Genomic DNA, 17,605 nt, shown 5'->3' on the forward strand with positions numbered 1-17,605 from the left:
TCGCTTGCGTCCGTAGCGCACAGTGGAACCCAGCACGGTGCCGGCCGAACGGAGGCGAAGTTTGACCATTGCCCTGGCTCAGCGGCCCGCGACCGACCCGCCACCGCGGGTGTCCGTGTTGCGCCGATTCGGGCAGCTGCGCCAGACCTCGCCCGGCCGTCTCCAGCTCCTCCTGGTCACCCTGCTCGTCCTCTCGGTCCTGACCGGCCTGGTCGCCGGCCTGACCGCCACCTCCGCCGCCACCGGCACCGCCGACCTGCGCGACCGGGCCCAGCCGCTGCTGGTCGAGGCGGAGACCGTCTATTCGGCGCTCGCCGACGCGGACACCACGGCCGCGCAGGCGTTCCTCGCCGGCGGCCTGGAGCCGGTCCGGCTCACCGAGCGGTATGAGGCGGATCTCGCCCGGGCCACCACCGCCCTCACCTCGGCCGCCCAGCGCACCCCGGAGGGCAGCGAGGCCGCCTCGGCCGTCCAGGCGCTGGCCGCCGGCACCGCGCGGTATGCGGCGCTGGTCGCCACCGCCCGCGCGGTCAACCGGCAGGGCCTGCCGGTCGGCGCCTCCTACCTGGCCACCGCCTCCGAGCTCAACCGGGAGACGCTGCAACCGCAGGCCAAGGCGCTACTCCAGTTCGCCGAGCGCGAGGTGCGGACGGGTTACGAGGAGGCCCGCAGCTCCTGGTGGCTGATCCTGCTGCTGGTGCTGATCGTGGCCCTGGTGATCGCGCTGCTGCGCACCCAGACCTATCTGAGCGCCACCACCCGGCGCACCTTCAACATCCCGCTGGTCGCCGCGACCGCGCTGACCGCGATGCTGGTGCTCACCTGCTGGGCGGTCTTCTCCAACCAGCGCGACAACCTGGGCTATGCCGAGTCGGACGGCTCCGCCCCGATCGCGGCCCTCACCGACGTGCGGATCCTGGTGCTGCGGGAGCGCGCCGACGAGGCCCTCACCCTGGCCGCCCGTTCCGGCGCCGGCCCGCACGAGGAGGACTTCCAGGCCGCCCGGCAGATGCTCACCTTCGACGACCCGGCGCTCGACGACGTGGGCGAGCTGATGGACCAGGCCCGCGACCAGCACGAACGTTATGTGCAGCTGCACGAGGAGATTCGTGCGAAGGACGACGGCGGCGACTACGACGGCGCGGTGGAGCTGGCGGTCGGCCAGACCACCTCGAGCGCGTTCCAGGTGCTGACCGCGACGATCGACGACGCCATGGCGGATCGCAAAGGAGTCTTCGAGACCCACATCCAGGCAGCCGGGTGGGGCTTCGGCACGCTGATCATCCTGGGCCCGCTGCTCGCCCTGGCGGTCGGCGTGCTCGCGGTGTTCGGTCTGCGCCCCCGGCTGGAGGAGTACCGATGAGGCGTACCCGTCCTGCCCTCGCCCTGCTGGCCGTCACGGCACTGCTGGTCACCGCCGCCTGCGACGGGGTGGCCGACCCGGCGCCCCCGCCCCCGGCGATCGCCGAGGCCACCGCCGCTCCGCCGCCCGCGGCGGCCCCCGACACCGCGTGCAACCCGCGGGCCAGCCTGCGCCCGGTCGGCGCTCTGCCGGCGCCGGCCAGGCTGCCCGCCGGCAGCCAGATGGCGAAGATCCGCCAGAACGGCAAGCTCGTCCTCGGCACCAGCCAGGACACCCTGCTGTTCAGCTCGCGCAACCCGTTCAGCGGCCAGATCGAGGGTTTCGACGTGGATCTGGGCCGGCAGATCGCCGAGGCCATCTTCGGGGACCCGAACAAGCTGCAGATCCGGGTCGTGCCCCGGCCGGAGCGCACCAACTGGGTCCGCGACGGCAAGGTCGACCTGGTGATCAGCACGATGAGCGCGACCTGCGCCCGGTGGAAGGACGTCGACTTCTCCACCGTCTATCTGGAGACCGGCCAGAAGGTGCTGGTCGCCGAGAACTCCCTGGTCAAGAGCATCGACGACCTGGACCGGCAGAAGGTGTGCGCGGCGGCCGGCTCGACCTCGCTGGAGAACATCGCCAAGGAGCCGGGCAAGCCCATCCCGGTCGCCAAGGCCAGCTTCGGCGAGTGCCTGGTCGCCTTTCAGCAGAACGAGGTGGTCGCCATCTCCACCGACGAGACGATCCTGGCCGGCCTCAAGGCCCAGGATCCGTACGCGAAGATCGTCGGTCCCCGCTTCACCCAGGAGCCGTACGCGGTCGCGATCTCGAAGGACCACCCCGAGTTCACCCGCTTCGTCAACCAGGTGCTCGACCGGGCCCGCGCCGACGGCACCTGGGCGGCCATCTACACGAAGTGGCTCGGCACCGCCCCGAAGCCACCGGCGGCCCAGTACCGATGACCGCTCCCCTGACGTCTGCGGACGCGGAACTCGCCCGTCTGGAAGGCGCGGTCGCCGCGATGGCGACAAACCTGGTCGAACTCGACGAGAACCCGGACCGCAAGGAGCTCGGCGCCGCCGCTCTCACCGGCGTGACCGCCACCGCCTGGGCCAACGCCAGCGACGCCCTCGGCCGGCTCTGGCAGGGACACCGGCAGCTCAGCGAGGTGATCGCGCAGGCCCGGGCGCTGCGCGACCGGTGGCGGCTCAGCGACAACGACCGTGCGGAGTACGCACATCAGGTCCTCGGTTCCTCGATCACGCTCTCCACCAGCACCGTCCCGCTCGCCCAGCGCGGCCTGCTCGGCGCCGGCCAGGTCAGCACCACCTGCTCACCGGCCGAGCTGCTGGCCGCGATGGAGGCGTCCTTCGGGACCGCCGTGGATGTGGTGACCCGTGCCGGCGACCGGTGGCGCCGTCTGCTCCCGGCCGCCGCCGACGCCGCGGCCGCGCTCGCCCACGCCCGTCGCGCCGGCGCCGGTGGCCCGCTGCTCGACGAGGCGGACCGGCTGCTCGACGGGTTCACCGGCAGTCTGTCCAGCGATCCGCTCGGCGCCGATCCGGCCGTCGTCGACCGGGTGCGCGCGCTGATCGACCGGGCCGACGCCGAGCGCACCTCGGCCACCGAGCTGCGGGCCTGGCTGGAGCAGCGGTTGCGCGACGCACGGACGCTCACGGCGGAGATCGACGCGGCCCGGCAGTCCGCGGAGGCCGCAGCGCGGGCGGCGGCCGGGCGGTTCCCCGAGCACCGGATCGCGGGGGTACGCGCAGACGACCCGCACACCGATCTCACCGCGATCGAGGCGCTCGCCGCCGCCGGACAGTGGCACCTGATCAGCCCGCGGTTGTCGGTGTGGACCCGGCAGTCACGTGACCTGCTGGCCGCGTTGCGCCAGGCGGCCGCGCGCAACAGCGGGCTGCTCGCCGAGCGCAACGAGCTGCGGGGACGGCTCGACGCGTACCGGGCGAAGGCCCTGCGCCGGGGCCTGGGCGAGGACCCCGGGCTCACCCCGCTCGCCGAGACCGCCCGCGCCGCGCTGTTCGAGGCGCCGTGCGACCTGGACCGGGGCCGGGCGGCGGTCAACGCGTACCAGGACGCGCTCTCGGAACGGATCGCCGCCAGGGAGGCCCGATGAGCGAGCTTGCGAGTGAATCCATAGGCTCAGTCGTTGGCTCATCGCGACGCCGGAGCGCAGCGGAGGTGGCGCCATGAGATGCCTGCGCGACTGTCCCGGCGCCATCGAGGACGGGTACAGCGACACCTGCGGGCTCGCGCCGGCCGCGATCGTCGTGCCCGCGCCTGTCGTACCCGCGGCGGCGGCTGCGAGTGCTCGCGGGCCGCTCTCCTGTGCCCGGGGTGACTGCCCGGGGATGATCGAGGACGGGTACTGCGACACCTGCGGGCTCGCGCCGGCCGCCGGGGTCGTGCCCCGGCCGCGGGCGGCGGCCTCGGCCGTGTCCCGGTCGGCTTCCTCGCGCAGTGGGGCGCTGTCCACGCGTACCGGGGGAAGTGCCCGCACCGGCAGCTCCCGCAGCGCGTCGCGCCGCCGCTTCGGCGGCGGCCTGGTCGAGATCGCGCCGATCACCCAGGCCGACCCGGCCACCGCGGTGATGGCGGTGGCCGAGGTGCCCGAGTCGAAGCGGTACTGCGCCAAGTGCGACAAACCGGTCGGCCGGACCCGCGGTGACCGGCCCGGCCGCACCTCCGGCTTCTGCGCCGCCTGCGGCGAACCGTTCAACTTCACCCCCAAACTCGGCAAGGGCGACCTGGTCGCCGGGCAGTACGAAGTGGTCGGCCCGCTCGCCCACGGCGGCCTGGGCTGGATCTACCTGGCCGTCGACAAGAACGTCTCGGACCGCTGGGTGGTGCTCAAGGGCCTGCTCAACTCCGGCGACGAGGACGCCCTCGCGGCCGCGGTCGCCGAACGCCGGTTCCTGGCCGAGGTGGAACACCCGAACATCGTCAAGATCTACAACTTCGTCGAGCACTCCTCCGGCCCGGACGAGAGCGCCGGCTACATCGTGATGGAGTACGTCGGCGGCAAGTCCCTCAAAGACCTGCTGAAGGAGTCGTCCGGGCCGCTGCCGGTGGAGCAGGCCCTGGCCTACGTCATGGAGATCATGCCGGCCTTCGGCTACCTGCACGACCGGGACCTGATCTTCTGCGACTTCAAGCCGGACAACGTGATCCAGGCCGGCGACCAGATGCGGCTGATCGACCTCGGTGGCGTGGTGCACATCGACGACCAGGAGGCCGCGCTCTACGGCACGGTCGGCTACCAGGCGCCGGAGATGGCCACCGACGGGCCCTCGGTCGCCTCCGACCTGTACACCATCGGCCGGACCCTGGCCGTGCTCACCACCGACTTCCGCGGCTACCAGAGCACCTTCAAGGACAGCCTGCCGGACCGCGGCGAGTTCGACGTCTACCAGCGGCACGAGTCGTTCTACCGGCTGCTGCTGCGGGCCACCCGCATCGACCCGGCGGACCGCTTCGTCGACGCCGCCGAGATGACCGAGCAGATGCTCGGGGTGCTGCGCCAGGTGCTCGCCGCCGGTGGCGAGCCGCGGCCCGCGCCGTCCCGGCTGTTCACCGGCGAGCTGCGCACCGACCTGCGCGACGAGGGTCTGCGCTGGCAGGACCTGCCGACCCCGCTGATCGACCTGACCGACCCGGCCGCCGCGTTCCTGGCCTCGGTCACGGTCACCGACCCGGCCGAGGTCCTCGTGCTGCTCGGCAAGGCCCCGCAGTACACCCTCGAGGTACGCCTGCGGGAGCTGCGCGCGCACATCGATCTGGGCGCCCGCACCGGGCAGTACGAAGACGCCAAGGCGGCCCGTGCCCTGCTCGCCCAGTCGGCCGGGGCGGACTGGCGGGTCGCCTGGTACGACGGGCTGCTCGCCCTCGCGGCCGGTGACACCGCCCAGGCCCGCAGCCGGTTCGACGCGGTCTACGCGGCGCTGCCGGGCGAACTGGCGCCGCAGCTCGCCCTCGCGTTCACCGCCGAGCTGGCCGGCGACGCGAAGACGGCGGCCGGCTACTACGACGTGGTGAGCCGCACCGACCCGGCGTACACCACGGCCGCGGCGGGGCTGGCGCGCTGCCGGCTCGCGACCGGCGACCGGGCCGGGGCGGTGGAGGCCTACAACCGGGTGCCGGGTACGTCGTCGGCGTACCGGGTGTCCCAGGTCGGCGCGGTCCGGGCGCTGGTCCGGGCGCACGACACGGCCGCCGTGGATGTCGATTCGCTCACCTCCGCGGCCGAGTTGATCGAGCGTCTCGAGGTGGAGGCGGCACAACTCGCGGCACTGCGTGCGGAACTGCTCGAACAGGCATTGCGCACACTCGGCGGGGGGACGAAGATTCCGGCGGCGGTGCTCGGCGGCACACGTACCGGGCACGCCGAGGAGCGGGACGTTCGGTTCGCGCTCGAGGCCGCGTACCGGGAGATGGCCCGGGCGGTACCCGGGCCGGAGAAGATCCGCCTGGTCGATTTGGCGAACGCGGCGCGGCCGCGGACGCGGACGTGAGAGAGGCGGGAACCGCGCCGATGATCCTGACCGAGTGCACCGCATGCGCCGACGAGCGCGCGGCCGGGGCGGCGTTCTGCGAGGTGTGCGGGCGGGAGCTGGGCGAGGGCGAACTGGCGGTCACGCTTCCGGCGTCGCCGGGCGCGGCGCCGGGTGACGCCGCCGATGCGGACGCCACGACCGAGCTGCCGGCCTCCACCAGCACGGCGGCCTCCGACAGCGCGGCCGGCAGCGGCGCGGCGGTGGAACGGTCGGCGAAGGACTGGATGGATTGTCCGCACTGCCAGGCCGAACGGGCCGTCGGCGCGGACGGATACTGCGAGGAGTGCGGCATGCTGGCCGGCCGGCCCCGTGATCACCTGGAGGCCGACGGCGGCGCCGTGGCGGCCGCGGTGAGTGACCGCGGGCGGCGGCATCACCGCAACGAGGACGCGATGTGGCTGGCCGTCGGCGCGGCCGCCGCGGACGTGGTGGTCTGCGACGGGGTGTCCGCGTCCTTCGACCCGGACGCCGCCTCGGACATCGCGGCCCGCACGGCGGGCGAGTTGCTTGCAGCGGCGCAGCACCCGGTGACCGGCGACGGGAACGGCGAAGTCACCACGGACCTCAGCGCCGTCGCCGACGAACTGGCGGCCGCCGAGACCACCGTGGTGGCCGACCCGGACAAGACGACCGTGGTCACCGATCCGGACGAGACGACCGTGGTCACCGATCCGGACAAGACGACCGTGGTCAGCGCCGATCCGGACCGGACCGCTGTGCTGCCGGAAACCGGCTCCGGCTCCGGGGACGAGACGGTCGAGCTGACGACTGCCGCCGCGGACGACGACGAGACGCCGGACGGCCCGGCACCGGCGGAATCGGGAAGCGGTGCTCCGGGCGTACCCCGAAATGGCCTGATCGAAGAACCGACCCCGGCCATCGCCATCGCCGGGGTGGTCGCGGCAGCGATCGCCGGCGCCGCAGCGGCCGTCGCCTCGCTCGCGCACACCGGCGATCCGCGCCGCGCCACGTCGAACCCCGCCTGCACCATCGTGGCCGCCGCCGTCCGCGGACCGCACGTCGGCTTCGGCTGGGTGGGCGACAGCCGCGCCTACTGGCTGACCGCCGAGGGACCGGCCGAGCAGCTCACCGAGGACGACTCCTGGGCCCGGCACGTGATCGCGATGGGCGTCGACCCGAAGGTCGCCATGAACGACCCGAAAGCGCACGCGATCACCGCCTGGCTCGGCGCGGACTTCGGCCCGGTGACGCCGCGGGTCGGCGCTTTCACCGTCACCGAACCGGGCTGGCTGGTGCTCTGCAGTGACGGCCTGTGGAACTACCTGCCCGACCCGGCGGCCTTCGCCGACGTGGTCCGGGCCGCCCTGAACGCCTCGAGTGGAACGTCGCCGTTGCTGACGGCCGCCCGGGCGCTGGTCACCTACGCGAACGAAGCCGGAGGCGCCGACAACATCACGGTCGCGCTGGTACCGGTCCGCCCCGCCGACGAGTAAGGAGTCCGTGTGTCCTACACCGCCGAGGCTTTCCAGAACGAGTACCTCGCGCTGGGCGCCAGCGAGGTCAACGCGATCGTGACCGTCACGTCGACCGGCGCCGCGGGTGGCCGCCGCACCTCCGGCGCGACCGAGATCATCATCGTGGACGCCTCCGGGTCGATGCAGGCCGAGGGCCGGATCGGCGCTGCCCGGCAGGCCGCCAAGGCCGCCGTGGAGTGCATCGACGACGGCGTGCACTTCGCGATCATCGCCGGGGTGAGCACCGCGCAGCAGCTCTACCCGGACCCGGGGCAGCTCGCCGTGGCATCCCCGCAGACCCGGGCGGACGCGTCCCGGGCGATCGACCGGCTGCAGCCCGGCGGCGGCACCGCGATGGGCGCCTGGCTGCTGCTCGCCGCGCAGCTGTTCGCGCTGCGGCCGGGCGACATCGCGCACGCCATCCTGCTCACCGACGGTGACAACGGCGAGCGGTACGGCTACCTGGAGAGCGTCCTGGAGACGATCACCGGCAAGTTCACCTGTGACTGCCGGGGTGTCGGCACCAACTGGAAGGTCGCCGAGCTGCGGAAGATCGCCACGGCGTTGCTGGGCACCGTCGACATCGTGGCCAAGCCGCTGGACCTGACCGCGGCGTTCGAGCAGATGATGACCGCCGCGATGGGCAAGACCAGCGCCGACGTGCAGCTGAAGGTCTGGACCCCGGTCAACAGCACGGTCCGGTTCGTCAAGCAGGTCGAACCGCAGGTGGTGGACCTGACCGGCAAGCGGGTCGCGGACGGGGCGAGGGCCGGCCGCTACCCGCTCGGCGCCTGGGGTCAGGAGAGCCGCGACTACCACATCTGTGTGGACGTCACCCCGGGCTCGTCCGGCGACGAGATGCTGGCCGCGCGGGTGTCGGTGGTGGAGGGTGACACCGTGCACGCGCAGTCCCTGGTCCGGGCGGTGTGGACCGACGACACCGCGCTGTCCACCCGGATCAACCGGCAGGTCGCGCACTACACCGGGCAGGCGGAGCTGGCCGAGGTGATCCAGGCCGGGCTGGCGGCGCGGGAGGCCGGCGACGACCGGACCGCGACGCTGAAGTTCGGCCGGGCCGCGCAGATCGCCCATGACAGCGGCAACGCGGCCACCGAGGAGCTGCTCGCCAAGGTGGTCGAGATCGAGGACGCGGCGACCGGCACGGTCCGGATGCGGCGCAAGGTCAGCGCGGAGGACGAGATGGCCCTGGACACCCGGTCGACCAAGACGGTGCGGGTGGGGCGGGCGCAGTGAGCGCGTACGTCTGCCCGAAGGGCCACACCTCGACGGAGAGCGACTTCTGCGACACGTGCGGGGCGCGGATCTCCTCTTTTTCTTCGCCGGAGCCCGCCCCGGTGGAGAAGAGTGGGCCGGCCTGCCCGCACTGTGGCGCGCCCCGCAGCGGCAGCGCCCGGTTCTGCGAGGACTGCGGCTTCGACCACCACACCGGCCAGATCCCGCAGCTCACCGTTCCTCTGCCGGGGCCGCCACCGGGCGACTGGACGGCGACGGTGTTCGCCGACCGCGCCTACTTCGAGCTGAACGATGCCGACGGGGTCGAGTTCCCGGCAGACCCGCCGACGCGCACGATCGTCCTGCCGCCGCCGCAGGTGCGGATCGGCCGCAAGAGCTCGTCGAAGGGCACGGTGCCGGAACTCGACCTGTCCGCTCCCCCGGCCGATCCGGGGGTGTCGCACAACCACGCCCTGCTCACGCTGAACATCGACGGGGCATGGCTGGTCTCCGACCTGGGTTCGACGAACGGGACTTACATCAACGACGAGGACCGGCCGCTGGGTGCCGGCCAGTCCCGTACGTTGAAGGATGGTGATCAGGTGCACGTCGGCGTCTGGACCACCATCACCCTCCACGCGCCGCCGGGTCAGCCGACCCAGGCGTAGGTCTGCGGCGCGACCGTGACCGTGGTGGCGAAGTTCGCGTTCACGGTCGCCGCCTCACGGCTGCTCGGGTTCGGGTTCCGGCAGCTCACCGGCGCGCTGCTGCCGGACATCAGGTCGGTGCAGAGGCCGGTGCGCCGGTCCGGCAGCCCGAGCAGGTGGCCGAACTCGTGCGCGGCGATCCGCGGCTGGTAGTAGCCCTGGTTGACGGCGGTCCGGCCCATCCACCAGCGGCCGTTGCCGAGCGAGGTGGTCTGCGCGCGGGGCCAGCCGTTGTCGGCGTACACCCGGATGTTCGGGGTCCGCCCGGCCGGGACCGGCTCGAGCCGGACGTTGGTGACCCGGCTGTTCCAGATCTGGGCGCCCTGGTGCACGACCGAGACGAATTCCTGGGCCTGGCTGGCGTCGTAGTAGAGGATGCGGGGCGCCGCGGCGGCCGGGGTGGCGCTGATCACCTGGACGCCGGCGAGGGCCGCGACGGCACAGAGGGCGGCCAGGACTCTACGCAGAATCATCGATCCTTCTCCTTGGGGGAAGACGGGGAACCTGCACCAGACCCTAGGAAATGCAATGATCCTTATCGATGGTTAAGGCCATACCGTTTGCCGCCTCCATCGCGGGTGATGGCCGCCGTCGATGTGCTTTCATGGCGCGGTGATCACCGGATTCGGGTCCCGCGTCCGGGCGCTGCGGCAGGCCGCCGGGCTGACCCTGGAACAGCTCGCCGAGGCCTCGGGCGTCAGCGACCGGGCGATCAGCGACATGGAACGCGGGCACAGCCGGGCGCCTGAGACGCGTACGCTCACCGCCCTCGCCGCCGCCCTCGGCCTGGACCCGGAGCAGGCCGCCGACCTGGAGCGGCTGGCCGCCGAACACCGCGCCCGCGGCTCGGCCGGCCGTCCCCGCCTGTGCGACCTGCCCCGCCCGGTCAACGACTTCGTGGGCCGCTCGGACGAGATCGACGTGGCGATGCGCCACGCGGCGGGCGGGACCGGGCCGGCGCCGGTGATCGTCGTGCACGGCCAGGCCGGGCTGGGCAAGACCGCGTTCGCCGTACACCTGGCCGGCCGCCTGCCGGACCGGTTTCCCGACGGCCGGTTCTACCTGGATCTGCGCGGCACCGACGCCGAACCGCTGGACACCGGCGAGGCCCTGGTCCGCCTGCTGCGGGCCCTGGAGGTGAGCCCGCGCCGGATCGCCGAGTCGAACGAGGAACGCTCCAGCCAGCTACGAGCGGTGCTGCGCGACCGGCGCTGCCTGCTGGTGCTCGACAATGCGGGCAGCGAGGCCCAGCTGCGCCCGCTGCTGCCCGCGGACGGCCCCGGAGTCACGATCGTGACGAGCCGGCGCGTGCTGGGCGGCCTGGAGGGCGTGCTGCGCATCGGGCTGGAACCGCTGAGCGCGGACGAGTCGGCCACGCTGCTGCGATCGATCGCGGTGCAGGCAGCCGACCCGGTCGCGGCCGGCGAGGTCGGCGCGGTGTCCCGGCTCTGCGGGCACCTGCCGCTCGCCCTGCGGATCGCCGGGACCCGGCTGGCCACCCGCCCGGCCTGGACGGTCGCCCACCTGCTGACCCGGCTGGCCGACGCCGACCGCAGGCTCGCCGCCCTCACCGTCGGCGACACCGGGGTGGCCGCCGCCTTCGCGCTGTCCCACGCGCAACTCGCCGAACCGGCCCGCGCCCTGTTCCGGCGGCTGGCGCACGTGCCCGGCGTCTCGTTCTCCGCGGAGATCGCGGCGGTGCTCGCCGAGATCGACCCGGCGGACGCCGGCGCCGGCCTGGATGACCTGGTCGAGCTGGGACTGCTGGAGCCGGAGGGCGCCGACCGCTACCGGTTCCACGACCTGATCCGGCTGTTCGCCGCCGAACGCCTGCGGATCGAGGAGCCGGCCGGCACCCGTACCGTGACGGCCCGCCGGTTGAGCGTCTGGCTGCTGGAGACGGCGATCGTGGCCGGCCGGTGGTTCGAACCCGGATACGGCGCGCCGCAGGGCTGGACCGGGCTGGTGCCGCTGGCCACCGCGGACGAGGCGGAGGCCTGGCTGCGCGCCGAGACGGACAACTGGCTCGGCGCCCTGCGCTCCGCGACCGACGACCAGCTCGTCGTCGACGTCGCCGAAGCCATGCACTGGTTCTCCGACAAGCTGGTCTTCTGGTCCGGCTGGTACGAGGTGTACGGCCTGTCCCGGGCCGCCGCGGCCCGGCTGCCCGACCGCGGTCAGGAGGTCACCCACCTCAACTACCTCGCGTGGGCGGCCACGCACGGCGCTCGCCGGCCCGAGGAGGGCGCCGAGATCGCCATGAGCGCGTACCGGCTCGCCGTCGAGATCGGCGACCGCAAGGAACAGGCGTGGGCGCTCACCTACGCCGGGACGTCCTGGCGGTTCGCGGAACGCTACGAGCAGGCGCTCGACGCCTATCTGCGGGCGCAGAGCCTGTCCGACGAGATCGGCGACCACAACCACTACGTGCAGCACTTCCAGGGCATCGGGCTGCTGCTGGCGAGCATGGGACGCCGGGAGGAGGCGCTGGCGATGTACCGGCGGACACTGGTGGAGCTGGACCGGCGGCCGGTCGACCGGAGTCCCGCGATGTCGGCCCGTACCGGTGCGCACACCTTCGCCGCGGAGGTCCTGGCCGACCTGGGGCGCTGGCCGGAGGCGTACCGGGAGGCCCAGCTGGCGCTCCCGCTCGCCCGAGAGTTCACCGACACCAGCATGCTGGGCCAGGTGCACCTGACCCTGGGCCGTGCCCGGGCCGCCCTGGGCGACCCCGCCGAGGCCCGCACCGACCTGGAACAGGCACTTCACCTGCTCGAGGACGGAGTCTTCGCCAAGGGCGTCGCGCTGGCCCGCCGGGAGCTGGCCGCACTCGGCAGTTCTGCGTAATTTCCTGCGTGGTCCGGGCCCGCCCGCGTTGCTTGGATGATCTTCATGAGTTACATCAAGACCCCTGACGGCACCGACATCTTCTACAAGGACTGGGGCACCGGCCGACCGGTCGTGCTCAGCCACGGGTGGCCGCTCAACTCCGACAGCTGGGAGTCGCAGCAGCTGTTCCTGGCCTCCCACGGCTACCGGGTCATCGCGCACGACCGGCGCGGGCACGGCCGGTCCACCCAAACCTGGCACGGCAACGAGATGGACACGTACGCCGCCGACCTGGCCTTCCTGATCGACAGCCTGGACCTGCGGGACGCCACGCTGATCGGGTTCTCCACCGGTGGCGGCGAGATCAGCCGCTACATCGGCAACTACGGCACCGCGCGCGTCGCTCAGGCCGTGCTGGTCTCCGCCGTACCGCCGCTGATGCTGCAGACCGACGACAACCCGGGCGGCCTGCCGCTGTCCGTGTTCGACGGCATCCGTGAGGGCTCGCTGAAGGACCGCTCCCAGCTGTACCGGGACTTCGCCGACGGCCCGTTCTTCGGCAACAACCGGCCCGGCGCGAACGTCTCGCAGGGCATGCGGGACGCGTTCTGGCTGCAGGGCATGGCCGCCGGGCACCGCAACACGTACGAATGCATCGCCGCCTTCTCGGCCACCGACTTCCGCGACGACCTCGCGAAGTTCGACATCCCGACCCTGGTCGTGCACGGCGACGATGACCAGGTCGTGCCGTTCGAGGTCGGCGGCAAGGCGTCCGCCGCGCTGGTCAAGGGCGCCGAGCTGATCGTCTACCCGGGTGCGCCGCACGGCATCACCGACACCCACAAGGATCAGCTCAACAGCGACCTGCTGGCGTTCCTGAACAGCTACGCCGCGTGAGAGAAACCCCGGGGCGTCGGGGGGCGCCCCGGGGTTACACTCGCCGCACCTTCGAGCCCTTCGACGCAGGGAGTGCACATGCGCCTCGACATGGACATGGTCTCCGCTTCGCGGCGGCGGGAGCACAGCGCGTACTGATGCTTCTCGCCGCGGAGCGGTCCACGACGACCGTTTCCGTTCCTGGCTCGAGGAGCTCTTTTGCGTACCCTTCTCGGCCCGCGCCTCGGCGTGGGCTTCAACCGTCTGTGGACCGCGTCGGCGGTCTCCAACCTGGGCGACGGGGTCACCATGGTGGCCGGCCCGCTGCTGCTCGTCTCGGTCACCAGCAGCCCCGCCCTGATCGCCGGCGGCGCCATCGCCGGCCAACTCCCCTGGCTGCTGTTCGGCCTGATCAGCGGCGCCTACGTGGACCGCCTGGACCGCCGCCGCCTGATCATCGTGGTCAACCTGATCCGCGCGGTCGTGCTGACCGTCCTCACCGCCGCGATCGCCACCGGGCACGCCACGGTCCCACTGATCTACGCGGTGATCTTCGTCCTGGGCTGCGCCGAGACGGCCGCCGACACCGCCGCCGGCGCCCTGCTCCCGGCGGTGGTGGCCCCACAACACCTGGACCGGGCGAACGCCCGCCTCGGCGCCACCTTCACCGTGATCAACCAGTTCGCGGCGAAGCCGTTCGGCGCCTGGCTCTACGGCATAGCCGCAGCCGTACCGTTCGGCCTGGACGCGCTGACCTTCGTGATAGCCGCGGCCTTGGTGGCAACCCTGCCTTTGTCTAGGCCGGCAGTCACATCTGAAACGCCGGCACCCCGGCGCAGCCTGCGCGCCGAGATCAGCGAGGGCCTGCAATGGCTGTGGAGGCATCCCGTGTTGCGCGCCACGGCCGTAGCGATGGGCCTCAGCAACATCGTCTTCTGCGCCGCCTTCGCGATCTTCGTCCTCTATGCGCGCGACCGGCTCGGCCTCTCCGCCGTCGGCTACGGCTTCCTGCTGACCGCTTTCGCGGCGGGCGGCCTGATCGGCTCCCTGGTCGCCGTCCCGCTCACCAGACGGTTCGGCGCCACCGCGATCCTCCGCGCCGACCTGATCGTCGAATCCGCGGTCCACGCCACCCTGGCCTGGACCACCTCCCCATGGATCGCGGCCGGCGCACTGGTCCTGTTCAGCACCCACGGCATGATGTGGGGCATCACCGTGGCCACCCTGCGGCAACGCGTCGTCCCACCCCACCTGCTGGGCCGGGTGGGCAGTGTCTACGCCCTACTGGAATCCGGCGGCGCCGCGGCCATCGGTTCGCTGATCGGCGGTCTGCTGGCCGGCGTCTGGGGCTTGACCACACCTTTCTGGCTGGCCTCCGCCGCCATGGCGGCGATCGCCGTCGGAGCTTGGCGCCCGCTCCGGCACGCCACAACCCTGACAAACCACTCACGGTACGCGTAACGCAGTCCCGCCGAATCGTCCCGTCCCCGCTCTACGACGCGGCCACGTGCCTGGTCCCGGCCCCCAAAGCGCCCGCCGGGCTCAAGCACGTGGCCGGCCTACCCCTTCACCCCATCCCAGCTGACACTCACCGCTGCTTCCCGCGCTGCTAGACAACCCTCCCGGTCAGCCACCCCGCCCGAGCTGACGCTCACCGCTGCCTCCCGCGCTGCTAGACAACCCTCCCGGTCAGCCACCCCACCCGAGCTGACGCTCAGCGCTGCCTCCCGCGCTGCTAGACAACCCTCCCGGTCAGCCACCCCGCCCGAGCTGACACTCACCGCTGCCTCCCACGGCGTTGGGGTGCAGGGCACGACCGGGCTGGGCTTCGTGAAGGAGCCCTTACCTGCTGGCGGGCGCGGTGCGGAAAAGGTCGAGCGCGGCGTCGCGGAGTTCGGCGTTGGCGGCGAAGAGCGAAGGACCGGCGCCGGGCCGGGTGCGGCCGTCGAGACCGCGGTAGTGGCCGCCGGCCTCGCCGATGATCAGCGACGTGGCGGCGAAGTCCCAGACATGGCCACAGGTCTGCACGGCCACGTCCAGGTCACCGCGGGCGATCATCAACGGTGGGTGCAGCGGCCAGGGCTGTTCGTCGGCGGCGGCGATCAGTGGTTCGGCGACTTCGCGGGCCCAGTCCGGTACCACGCCGAGGCGACTGCCTGCCAGCTCCCGCCGGGCATCGGCCGCCACGTGGATCCGGGTCTCGTCGTAGATGTTCCCGTCCTGGAAGCGCGCCTCGTAGGCCCCGGCGCCCCGCGACGCCCACCACAGACGACCGAGCGCCGGCACCACCGCGACGCCCACCGTGATCTCGCCCTGTTCCTCCAGAGCCACCAGCACCAGCCAGCGCGTGTCGCCCGCCACGAACAGCGCCGTCCCGTCGATCGGATCGATGATCCAGCGCCGCTCGCCCGTCCCCGCGGTCTGGCCTTCCTCTTCACCGAGGATGGCGTCCGCCGGCCGGGCCGCCGTCAGCACTTCCCGGATGGTCGCCTCGACCGCACGGTCCGCCCGCGTCACGACCGAGCCGTCCGCCTTGACCTCGCGGGGCAGGTCCGCGAGGGCAGCGAAGTGCCGCATCGCCTCCGCCGCACCAGCGAGCGCCGCATCCCGGGCCAACTCCAAGTCCCGGGCCTGCGCTGGGTCGCTGGGGTCTGCCTCGTTCCTAGGCGGCGTCGCTTCTTCCGCGGACGCTGCTTGAGTGGCCGGCGACGGATCAGCGTTCATGATCTCCATCCTGCCGGGCGGTCCTTGCCGGCACGGACGGGTGTCGGAAAAACGTCGTACCAAGATTGCGGGACAGCGAGGTCGCCTTCGGACATTCCGCACGCGTAGGGTGCGATCATGCATCGCAGCCGCGTTTTCGGACTGTTCATCGACACGCCGGTCGCTGAGGCGGACGCCGCCGCGAAGTTCTGGTCGGCGGCGCTCGGTGCGCCTGCTGAGGCGGTTCCGGGCGAGGAGGAGTTCGTCAAGCTACACGACGCCGTGCCCGGTTTCAGCGTGGACGTGCAGGCGATCGACGGCGCCGCCCGCTTCCACCTGGACATCGAGACCGACGACGTGCAGGCCGAACTGGCCCGCCTGGTCAGCCTGGGCGCGGTGGTGGAGGTGGAGCACGACGGCTTCACGACGTTGCGCGCCCCCGGCGGCCACCTGGTCTGCGTGGTGCCGGTGCAGAGCGACCAGGCCCTCTTCGACGCCGATCACCGCACCTGGCCCTGAGGCGACCAGGCCCGGCCGGCGCACACCGCTCGTTCTGAGCCGCGGGGATCAGCACATGAAGCCGGCTGGTCAGCTGTCGAGGTGGAACAGGTCGGCGGCCCGGGTCGCGCGCAGCAACCAGCGCAGATGCGGCTGCGGGCCGTGCAGGTGGCAGGTGGCCTGCCGGGCCTCGGCCACCCGCCGGGCCGCGACCAGCATGCGCAGGCCGGCCGCGTCGCAGAAGTCCACGCCGGCCAAATCGATGTGGATCTGCCGGACCGGTATGCCGAGCCCGATCAAATCGTGCACCTGGGCCAGGTCGTAGAGCTGGCTCTGCAGCGCGCTGACCGACATGGCGTCGAGGCTGCCCTGCAGCGTGATCAGCAGCCGGTCGCCGTCGCGGGAGCCGGCTATCCGGGTGCCGAGGGGGCGGGCGCCGCTCATATCGGTACCTCCGGCCGGTCTCGGATGATCGCCCACACCAGTTTGCCGTTGCGGGCCGGGAGCGCACCCCACGCCGACGCCGCCGCGCCGACGATGCGCAGGCCCAGGCCGCGGCCGGTGAGGGACGGGCCGAGCGGGCCGGGGACCGGGTCGCGCAGCCGGGGCAGCATCAGGTCACCGTCGTAGACGGCCAGGTGCAGGGCGGTGCCCGAGCCGCGCGTCGACACGATCACCTCGATGTCGGTGCCGGCGTGCTCGGCGGCGTTGACCACCAGTTCGGAAACGACGAGCCGGCCCCGCTGGCACAGGTGCGGCAGGTCCCAGCCGTCGCAGGCGTCGTTGATCAGCAAGCGGGCCGAGATCGCGCCGGCCGGGTCCGGCGGGAGCGCCAGGTGCATCCGGTCGTGCGGGGCCCGGCGGCCGGCCAGGGCGGAGCGGGCCTGGGCGATCGTCGCGTACAGGACCAGCCAGTCACGGGCGCCGAGCCGGCTCAGGCGCCGGGCCAGCGGTGTGTTCGCCCGGGCGCAGAGCGCGATCGACACCGGCGGCTGCATGGCGGCCGCCTGCGCGCAGGCGGTCAGCCACAGCGGCGCGCTGACCGCCTGCGGATCGCCGAGGTCGTGCAGGTCGACGATCAGGCCGGTGGGGTGCTCGGCCAGGCATTTGTCCAGCACGGTACGCGCTTGCGCGGACAACGCCCGGTCCCACCGGCCCCAGACGGAGAACTCGATCACCGCTGTGTCGGCGTCGATGACGGCCAGGACCGAGTCGGCCAGTGCGTCGCCGGAGCAACCGATCAGATGCGGTGAGCCCGCGGCCATGATCCTCTTCTCCCGGCAAGTCGCAATGAGCGACATCTATAGCTGCCGCCCGCAATTCTTGATTTGTCCGGAAGATCTCGTCAACGGAGATTCACCATCC

At 72.5% G+C, this 17,605-nt stretch carries 15 protein-coding genes; 11 read left to right on the forward strand and 4 right to left on the reverse strand.

The genetic code is table 11. The features are described 5' to 3' along the window. Positions 1-61 precede the first annotated feature (61 nt). The 7 genes from OHA21_RS22635 to OHA21_RS22665 all read left to right on the forward strand — a co-directional run bounded on the left by OHA21_RS22635 (position 62) and on the right by OHA21_RS22665 (position 9,295). Positions 62-1,363, forward strand: a complete 1,302-nt coding sequence (locus OHA21_RS22635) for a hypothetical protein (RefSeq protein WP_328476719.1) — start codon at positions 62-64, stop codon at positions 1,361-1,363. Further along, positions 1,360-2,307, forward strand: coding sequence for a glutamate ABC transporter substrate-binding protein (locus OHA21_RS22640; RefSeq protein WP_328476721.1), 948 nt, complete (start codon positions 1,360-1,362; stop codon positions 2,305-2,307). Before OHA21_RS22635 ends, OHA21_RS22640 begins: the two co-directional genes overlap by 4 nt. Next, positions 2,304-3,482 carry a hypothetical protein gene (locus OHA21_RS22645; RefSeq protein WP_328476723.1) on the forward strand — a complete coding sequence of 393 codons (1,179 nt, stop codon included), beginning with the start codon at positions 2,304-2,306 and terminating at the stop codon, positions 3,480-3,482. Before OHA21_RS22640 ends, OHA21_RS22645 begins: the two co-directional genes overlap by 4 nt. Before the next feature lie 73 nt (positions 3,483-3,555). After that, positions 3,556-5,877, forward strand: coding sequence for a serine/threonine-protein kinase (locus OHA21_RS22650; RefSeq protein WP_328476725.1), 2,322 nt, complete (start codon positions 3,556-3,558; stop codon positions 5,875-5,877). Further along, positions 5,874-7,373 carry a PP2C family protein-serine/threonine phosphatase gene (locus OHA21_RS22655; RefSeq protein WP_328476727.1) on the forward strand — a complete coding sequence of 500 codons (1,500 nt, stop codon included), beginning with the start codon at positions 5,874-5,876 and terminating at the stop codon, positions 7,371-7,373. The genes OHA21_RS22650 and OHA21_RS22655 overlap by 4 nt, the downstream gene beginning before the upstream one ends. Before the next feature lie 9 nt (positions 7,374-7,382). Continuing rightward, on the forward strand, positions 7,383-8,648 hold the full coding sequence (locus OHA21_RS22660; protein WP_328476729.1) for a vWA domain-containing protein: 1,266 nt from the start codon (positions 7,383-7,385) through the stop codon (positions 8,646-8,648). After that, positions 8,645-9,295: an FHA domain-containing protein gene (locus tag OHA21_RS22665; protein WP_328476731.1), complete on the forward strand. Its 651-nt coding sequence runs from the start codon at positions 8,645-8,647 to the stop codon at positions 9,293-9,295. The genes OHA21_RS22660 and OHA21_RS22665 overlap by 4 nt, the downstream gene beginning before the upstream one ends. Here the strand turns inward: OHA21_RS22665 and OHA21_RS22670 are convergent. Then, the gene (locus OHA21_RS22670; RefSeq protein WP_328476733.1) at positions 9,277-9,807 is read right to left on the reverse strand and encodes a snapalysin family zinc-dependent metalloprotease; all 531 of its coding nucleotides are present in this window, start codon (positions 9,805-9,807) and stop codon (positions 9,277-9,279) included. The genes OHA21_RS22665 and OHA21_RS22670 overlap by 19 nt on opposite strands. A 139-nt stretch (positions 9,808-9,946) precedes the next feature. Here OHA21_RS22670 and OHA21_RS22675 point away from each other — a divergent pair, with 139 nt between their 5' ends. The 3 genes from OHA21_RS22675 (at position 9,947) to OHA21_RS22685 (ending at position 14,500) form a co-directional block, all read left to right on the forward strand. After that, the gene (locus OHA21_RS22675; protein WP_328476735.1) at positions 9,947-12,181 is read left to right on the forward strand and encodes an ATP-binding protein; all 2,235 of its coding nucleotides are present in this window, start codon (positions 9,947-9,949) and stop codon (positions 12,179-12,181) included. A gap of 45 nt (positions 12,182-12,226) precedes the next feature. Beyond that, positions 12,227-13,060, forward strand: coding sequence for an alpha/beta fold hydrolase (locus OHA21_RS22680; RefSeq protein ID WP_328476737.1), 834 nt, complete (start codon positions 12,227-12,229; stop codon positions 13,058-13,060). Positions 13,061-13,258: 198 nt separating this feature from the next. Continuing rightward, entirely contained in the window at positions 13,259-14,500 is a 1,242-nt protein-coding gene (locus tag OHA21_RS22685; protein WP_328476739.1) for an MFS transporter, read from the forward strand. A gap of 381 nt (positions 14,501-14,881) precedes the next feature. On the opposite strand, the gene OHA21_RS22690 is transcribed toward OHA21_RS22685, so the two are convergent. Further along, positions 14,882-15,763, reverse strand: a complete 882-nt coding sequence (locus tag OHA21_RS22690) for an inositol monophosphatase family protein (protein ID WP_328476741.1) — start codon at positions 15,761-15,763, stop codon at positions 14,882-14,884. Positions 15,764-15,880: 117 nt separating this feature from the next. Between OHA21_RS22690 and OHA21_RS22695 the strand changes: the two genes are divergently transcribed. Next, entirely contained in the window at positions 15,881-16,261 is a 381-nt protein-coding gene (locus OHA21_RS22695; RefSeq protein WP_328476743.1) for a VOC family protein, read from the forward strand. A gap of 69 nt (positions 16,262-16,330) precedes the next feature. Here the strand turns inward: OHA21_RS22695 and OHA21_RS22700 are convergent, their stop codons facing one another. After that, positions 16,331-16,684, reverse strand: a complete 354-nt coding sequence (locus OHA21_RS22700) for an STAS domain-containing protein (protein WP_328476745.1) — start codon at positions 16,682-16,684, stop codon at positions 16,331-16,333. Beyond that, a complete protein-coding gene (locus OHA21_RS22705; protein WP_328476747.1) occupies positions 16,681-17,505 on the reverse strand; it encodes an ATP-binding protein in 825 nt (274 codons plus the stop codon). Before OHA21_RS22705 ends, OHA21_RS22700 begins: the two co-directional genes overlap by 4 nt. Positions 17,506-17,605: the final 100 nt, after the last annotated feature.

The sequence above is a fragment of the Actinoplanes sp. NBC_00393 genome, assembly GCF_036053395.1.
Classification (GTDB): domain Bacteria; phylum Actinomycetota; class Actinomycetes; order Mycobacteriales; family Micromonosporaceae; genus Actinoplanes.